The organism is Streptomyces sp. NPDC055254, from assembly GCF_053606025.1.
The window spans coordinates 21796-28024 of sequence record NZ_JBSGQV010000043.1 but is presented as its reverse complement, the minus strand read 5'-3'; the positions used below and the strand labels follow the sequence as shown (position 1 = coordinate 28024).

The 6229-nt window shown below is 69.8% G+C and carries 8 protein-coding genes; 2 read left to right on the top strand and 6 right to left on the bottom strand.

What is annotated here, in order from left to right; genetic code table 11:
- Positions 1-126: 126 nt before the first annotated feature.
- Entirely contained in the window at positions 127-1737 is a 1611-nt protein-coding gene (locus tag ACWFQ8_RS28760) for an MDR family MFS transporter (RefSeq protein ID WP_453789192.1), read from the bottom strand.
- 100 nt (positions 1738-1837) lie between these two features.
- On the opposite strand from ACWFQ8_RS28760, the gene ACWFQ8_RS28755 reads away from it, so the two are divergent.
- On the top strand, positions 1838-2416 hold the full coding sequence (locus ACWFQ8_RS28755) for a TetR/AcrR family transcriptional regulator (RefSeq protein WP_453789191.1): 579 nt from the start codon (positions 1838-1840) through the stop codon (positions 2414-2416).
- A gap of 614 nt (positions 2417-3030) precedes the next feature.
- Here the strand turns inward: ACWFQ8_RS28755 and ACWFQ8_RS28750 are convergent.
- Positions 3031-3456, bottom strand: coding sequence for a nuclear transport factor 2 family protein (locus ACWFQ8_RS28750; RefSeq protein WP_453789190.1), 426 nt, complete (start codon positions 3454-3456; stop codon positions 3031-3033).
- Positions 3457-3550: 94 nt separating this feature from the next.
- Here ACWFQ8_RS28750 and ACWFQ8_RS28745 point away from each other — a divergent pair, with 94 nt between their 5' ends.
- Complete coding sequence (locus ACWFQ8_RS28745) at positions 3551-4105, top strand: TetR/AcrR family transcriptional regulator (RefSeq protein WP_453789189.1); 555 nt, start codon at positions 3551-3553, stop codon at positions 4103-4105.
- Here ACWFQ8_RS28745 and ACWFQ8_RS28740 read toward each other — a convergent pair.
- Genes ACWFQ8_RS28740 through ACWFQ8_RS28725 form a run of 4 tightly spaced genes read right to left on the bottom strand, consistent with a single transcriptional unit; the run spans position 4077 to position 6188 of the window.
- Positions 4077-4715 (bottom strand): OmpA family protein, encoded by a 639-nt coding sequence (locus tag ACWFQ8_RS28740; RefSeq protein WP_453789188.1) that lies wholly within the window; start codon positions 4713-4715, stop codon positions 4077-4079. The genes ACWFQ8_RS28745 and ACWFQ8_RS28740 overlap by 29 nt on opposite strands.
- 4 nt (positions 4716-4719) lie before the next feature.
- Positions 4720-5307: a hypothetical protein gene (locus ACWFQ8_RS28735; RefSeq protein ID WP_453789187.1), complete on the bottom strand. Its 588-nt coding sequence runs from the start codon at positions 5305-5307 to the stop codon at positions 4720-4722.
- Between the two features lie 30 nt (positions 5308-5337).
- Positions 5338-5982 carry a pilus assembly protein TadG-related protein gene (locus ACWFQ8_RS28730; RefSeq protein ID WP_453789186.1) on the bottom strand — a complete coding sequence of 215 codons (645 nt, stop codon included), beginning with the start codon at positions 5980-5982 and terminating at the stop codon, positions 5338-5340.
- Positions 5982-6188, bottom strand: coding sequence for a hypothetical protein (locus ACWFQ8_RS28725; RefSeq protein ID WP_453789185.1), 207 nt, complete (start codon positions 6186-6188; stop codon positions 5982-5984). The genes ACWFQ8_RS28730 and ACWFQ8_RS28725 overlap by 1 nt, the downstream gene beginning before the upstream one ends.
- Positions 6189-6229 lie beyond the last annotated feature (41 nt).

Sequence of the window (6229 nt, the reverse complement as noted above, 5' to 3'; positions counted from 1 at the left end):
GGGGGCCTACCGGGGGGTTGGGGGGTGCGCCGTCCGGGGCGGCCGCGGCGGGGGTGCATGTCGCCCCCCGCCCCGGCCCCCGCCCGTCAAAACGGCCGCCGCTGCGGCCGCTCCTCGGGAAACCGCTCAGTGGGCGGCGGACTCCCGGGGGGTCGGGACGCCGCCGGCTCCGCTCGCGCCGTCGGCGGGACCGTCGGCGGGCGTCGCCGGTCCGGCGCCCCGCAGCGGGACCTCCTTGACGAACCAGGCCGCCGCGAAGCCCAGTACGGCGATGGCCGCGCCGAGGAGGAACGCCGAGTGCGTACCGGAGGCCACCGCGTGCTGGTACGCGTCGCGCACCTGCTCCGGGAGCTTGGCCAGGCTCGCGGCGTCCAGCTGCGCGGAGCCGGCGGCTCCGGCCGCCTCCGGACCCAGCCGGTCCGCCATGGTGTCGGTGACCCGGGTGGTGAAGAGGGAGCCCATCAGGGCCACACCGAAGGAACCGCCGAGCGTGCGGAAGAGGGTCGCCGAGGACGAGGCGACGCCCATGTCCTTCATCTCGACGCTGTTCTGCGCGACCAGCATCGTGATCTGCATCAGGAAGCCGAGCCCGGCGCCCAGAACGGCCATGTACACGCCGGAGACCAGCCGCGAGGTGCCGGTGTCCATGGTGGCGAGCAGGAACAGCCCGACCACCATGAGCGCGCCGCCGACGATGGGGAAGATCTTGTACTTGCCGCTGTTGGTGGTGACGCGGCCGGCGATCAGCGACACGGCCATCATCGAGAGCAGCATCGGCAGGAGCAGGAGGCCCGAGTTGGTCGCGGACGCGCCCTGAACGGACTGCTGGAAAAGCGGGAGGTAGAGCACGCCGCCGAACATGGCGAAGCCGACCAGGAAGCCGATCACGGACATGAGGGTGAAGTTGCGGCTGCGGAAGATGTGCAGCGGCATGACGGGCTCGGCCGCCTTGGTCTCGGCGTAGAGGAACCCGGCGGTCGACAGCACGCCGACGGCGATCAGGCCGAGGATCTCCGCCGAACCCCAGGCGTACTCGGTGCCGCCCCAGGTCGTGAGGAGCACCGTGGAGGTGATCGCGACGGTCAGCAGCGCCGCGCCGAGGTAGTCGATCTTCGGGCGTTCGCCCTGCCCCTTCTTCTTGGGCAGGTGCAGGACGGCGGTGACCATCGCGAGGGCCACGGCGCCGAGCGGGAGGTTGATGTAGAAGGACCAGCGCCAGCCCATGTGGTCCGTGATCGTGCCGCCGACGAGCGGTCCGCCGATCATGGCGAGGGCCATCACGCCGGCCATCATGCCCTGGTACTTGCCGCGCTCGCGGGGCGGGATGAGGTCGCCGATGATCGCCATGACGCCGACCATCAGACCGCCCGCGCCGAGGCCCTGGACGGCTCGGAAGCCGATCAGCTGGCCCATGTCCTGGGCCATGCCGCTGAGCGCGGAGCCGATCAGGAAGATCACGATCGAGACGAGGAAGGAGCCCTTGCGTCCGTACAGGTCGCCGATCTTGCCCCAGATGGGAGTGGAGGCGGCGGTGGCCAGGGTGTAGGCGGTGACCACCCAGGAGAGGTGCTCCAGCCCGCCGAGTTCACCGACGATCGTGGGCATCGCGGTGCCGATGATCATGTTGTCGAGCATGGCCAGCAGCATCGCGATCATGAGCGCCATGAGCACGACCCGTACGCTGCGCGGTTTCGCCACCTCCTCCGGGGCCTGCGCCGCCATGACTGCCTTGCTCATGTCCACTCCCCTGGCACTTACTTGCCGACCGACTAGTTCACTACACTGGGGAAAATAGACCCGTAACTAGCCGGGCGTCAAGTAAGTAATGGGGAGAGCCATGTCCAGCAGCAGTCCGCAGCAGCGCCGCGGAAACACGCGGCAGCGCATCCAGGACGTCGCACTGGAACTCTTCGCCGAGCAGGGGTACGAGAAGACGTCGCTGCGCGAGATCGCGGAGCGGCTGGAGGTCACGAAGGCGGCGCTGTATTACCACTTCAAGACCAAGGAAGACATCATCATCAGCCTCTTCCGCGACGTGACGCAGCCGATCGACGACCTGATCGCCTGGGCGGAGGACCAGCCGCACACGCTGGAGACCAAGCGCGAGGTGCTGCGCCGGTACAGCGAGGCGATGGCGGCGGGGGCGTCGCTGTACCGCTTCATGCAGGAGAACCAGGCGACGACGCGCGAGCTGAGCATCGGCGAGACGGTGAAGGAGCGCCTGTTCCGACTGGTGGAGCTGCTGCGCCAGGAGGACGGGCCGCTGACGGATCAGGTGCGCTGCGTCAGCGCCCTATTCACTCTGCACGCCGGGATGATGTTCCTCCAGCACGTGGAGGGCGACCCGGAGGAGACGCGGCAGGCGGCGCTGGAGGTCGCGACGGACCTGATCACGCAGGCGCACCACGAGGACTGATGGCGGCGGGGGGTCCGGACAGGAACCGGGGGTTTCGGGGGGCCGGGCGGCTCGGCAGTTCGGCGGCTCGGCAGTTCGAACCTGGAGTGGACCACGGGTACCGGGCTGTCACTCGATCCGGGGGTTTGACGCACCGACGACTACTTTCCGTGAGCATCTCGGCTACGTTTGGTGATGCGCGTCGGCCGTCAGGGCCCGGCGCCCACCGAGCCGCAGAGGACCCGTCATGATCACCGAAGCCCGCCGTACGCCCGCCGCCGTCGCCACCGCGGGGGCAACTGCCGCCACCGCGCTCGCCCCCGCCACGTCCTACACCGCGCGCTTCGGAATCCCGATGACGCGCGGCCGCCACCACCTGGCAGCGAACCCGACCGCCCGGCGCACACGGACGCCGACCGGCAAGGAGCGGCGCGCACAGGCGACCCCCGGCACACGGAGACCCGCTCGGGCACGCCCGAGGGGCGAAAGGCCTCGCGCCCCGGGGCCTCGACCCGGCGCCGGGCGGCCCGCCGTGCGCGGGCATGGGGACCGTCCACCCTCGCCTGCCGCACGGGAGCCGACATGCGCGTCAACGCCCCGCGCCCCTCCACCCGCTGGGGCAGGGCCCGCTGCGGTCACCCGAGCCGGCGGTCCTGCGGGGCGATCGGGACGTCGTTGATGCTGGCCTCACGTCGGCGCATCAGGCCGTCGGGGTCGAACTCCCACTGTTCGTTGCCGTGGCTGCGCCACCACTGCCCCGCGCGGTCGTGCCACTCGTACTCGAAACGGACGGAGATGCGGTTGCCGGTGTACGCCCAAAGCTCCTTGCGCAGGCGGTAGTCCAGCTCGCGCGCCCACTTCTCGGCGAGGAAGGCCCGGATCTCGGCGCGGCCCGTCAGGAAGCGGTCGCGGTTGCGCCACTGGGAGTCCTCCGTGTAGCCGAGGGCCACGCGCTCGGGGTCGCGGCTGTTCCAGGCGTCCTCGGCGGCCCGCACCTTGGCCCGGGCGCTCTCTTCCGTGAAGGGGGGCAGGGGCGGGCGTCCTACGCGCACGGCATGCATGGCGGGCCTTTCTCGACCAGATTGGGAGAACGATCGTTCTCACGATAGAGAACGCTCGTTCTCAACGCAAGGAGGGGTGAACTACGCTGCCGGTATGGACGACGAAGAGGCCCGCACCCGACTGCTGGACGCGGCGGAGGCACTGTTCTACGCGGACGGCATCCAGGCCGTCGGCATGGACCGCATCCGCGCGGAGTCGGGGGTCCCCCTCAAGCGGCTCTACCGGGTCTTCCCCGCGAAGGAAGCGCTGATCGCGGCCTACCTGGAACGCCGCGACTGCCGCTGGCTGACGAGCCTGCGCGCGGCGGCGACCGCATCCCCGGATCCCGTCGCGGGGGTCTTCGACTGGCTGGCCGACTGGTTCTCGGAGCCGGGCTTCCGGGGCTGCGCTTTCATGAACGCGTACGGGGAGCTGGGCACCGGACCGGCGGGCGTACTGGACGTCGTACGCCGCCACAAGGCGCAGCTGCGCGCGCTGCTGGCCGACCTGGCCGGCCCGGACGACGACGCCCTGGCCGACCAGCTGCTGATCCTGGTCGAGGGCGCCACGGCGGTGGCGGCCCTGACTCCGGGCCCCGTCCCGGCCCGGCGGGCCGGCGCGGCGGCGGCGCTCCTCGTGGCTACTTCTCGCCGCTCCGCGGGAAGGTGATCTCGACGCGGCGGTTCTTCTTGCGGCCTTCCTCGGTGGAGTTGTCCGCGATGGGGTAGTCCTCGCTGTACCCGCGGACGTCGAAGACGACGTTCGGATCGGTGACGGTCTTGGCCAGCTCCGACTGCACGGCGTCGGCCCGCTTCTTGGACAGCTCCTTGCCGTGCTCGTAGCTGCCCTGGTCGTCGGTGAACCCGAAGACCCGGACGCGGGTCGCCTTCTGCTGGTTGATCTCGTTGCCGATGGCCTGGATCCGGGCCGCCGCCTGGGCGTTGAAGACGGCGCTGTCCTCGGGGAACAGGACCTCGGACTGCAGGGCCATCATCACGGTCTGGTTGGTCTCCTGGCGCCGCTGCTCCCCGCCGATGTCCTCGACGACCTCGACCAGATCGAGCACCTTGGGCGGAGCGAGGGTCCCGCCCTGCGGCAGCTTGAGGCGTGGCGAGTCCGCCTTGACGGCGACGGGCGCGGAGGCCGAGGGCTCGGTCCCGGGCGGTACGGACGGCGCGGGATCGTCGGCGTGGGCGATGCCCGCGCCGGCGAAGTGGACGCCGGCGATGACGAGCCCGACGACGGCCGTGGCGGCGGTGGTGCGGTGGCGTGAGGTCATGGGGTCACCCGGAGATTTTGATGGTGGCCGTGGCAAAGGTCGGCAGACCGAACACGACCTCGGTCGTGGTGGTCGGCGGCGCGGGGAACTGGGCGAAGAAGGGCACGCTCTCGCCGGCCTTGAGGGCCATGAGACCGGTGGTGCATGCACACCTGCCCTCCGTGTCACGTAGTACGTAATAGCGCTTCTTGCCCACGGCGTCGACCAACGTGGCTCCGGCGATCGACCCCGGGCTGGCGGTCTTCTCCTCACCGCGCCAGGTCGCCATCTGCGCGAAGGTCGAAGACCCCGAGTTCTTGATCTGCCCGCTGACCGTCAGGTACCCGTCCTGGTCCCGCGTAGCCGAGTGGACCTCCAGCACGACGCCGGACGGACCCTGTGCCGAAGCGATGGCCTCAACGGGAGCCGTCCCCTTGTTCGCGGTCGGCGGGGGCTGCTCGGGGCCACCGCTTTGCTCGGGAGGACTGGCGGACTTCTGCGGCTCCTGCGACTTCTCGTCGCCGCCACCGCATCCGGCCAGCGTGAGGGTCAACGCCGCCGCAACCGCAACGGCCGCTCCTCTGCGGACCTTCACCTTCTGCCGAATGCCCATGTAAGCCGGTTCCTTCTCTCTAATTCGCTGTCAGTCGGCCAGTCGCACACTGAAGAGTTTCCTCGCCAGCTTGGACAACGAGCCCGGTTTCAAAGGGTCCAAGGTGACTACCGCGCCATCCCTGCACCGGAAGTCGATGGAGACCGGCGGGCTTGTGCCGCCGCCTCCGGGTGGTGCGGTCGAGGTGGGCGAAGGGGTCGGCGACGGGCTGGGCGCGGACTTCAGGGAACAGAGCGGCACGATCTCGGCCGTGGCCGCGGCCGTGGCCCGCATTCCTTCAGTGCCATCGATAACGGTGTTCCCCACGGTTCCGTTGGTCGTCACGTGAACCGTGTACTGCGCGGTGCCTTGGGTGCACTGGGCCAAGGCACCGTTCATGGCCGCGAACTCGTACGCCCTGCCACAAGCACCCGTCGCGTCGAAACGACCGCCCTCGACGATGTCTTCCCAATCGTCCGGCGTGAGAGCGAGGAGATCCGCCCCCACCAGCACCTTGTCCCTGGCTTCACGGGCGGCCGCGAGAGCTGCCGCATCAGCAGCCCCCTGCGCCTCACTACGGGTCGTGGAGGCCATGCCGACAGCGAAGAAGGCGAACGCGGCAAAGAGCAGGCCCGCCACCACTACGACGTAGAGGGGGAAGACCTGCCCTCGGTCACGCACGCCCACGTCCGCCATCAGGAGGTGATGTCGGCCAGAGCCTGTGTAATGGCGTTCGCGATGGCGCCAGCAAGGCCTGTCCCCACGATGGCCGTGATGATCAGCACGATGATCACGATGATTCCCAGGTATTCGAAGACCGTCTGGCCTTCGTCTCCGCCCCGTCGTGCGTGCGACCGGTTCTGCTGTTCGACGATCGCCTTGGGCAGCTTGTGATTCCGCATGGGAGTCCTCTCCAGGGCCGGCGCCGTAGTCGATTCGCGGA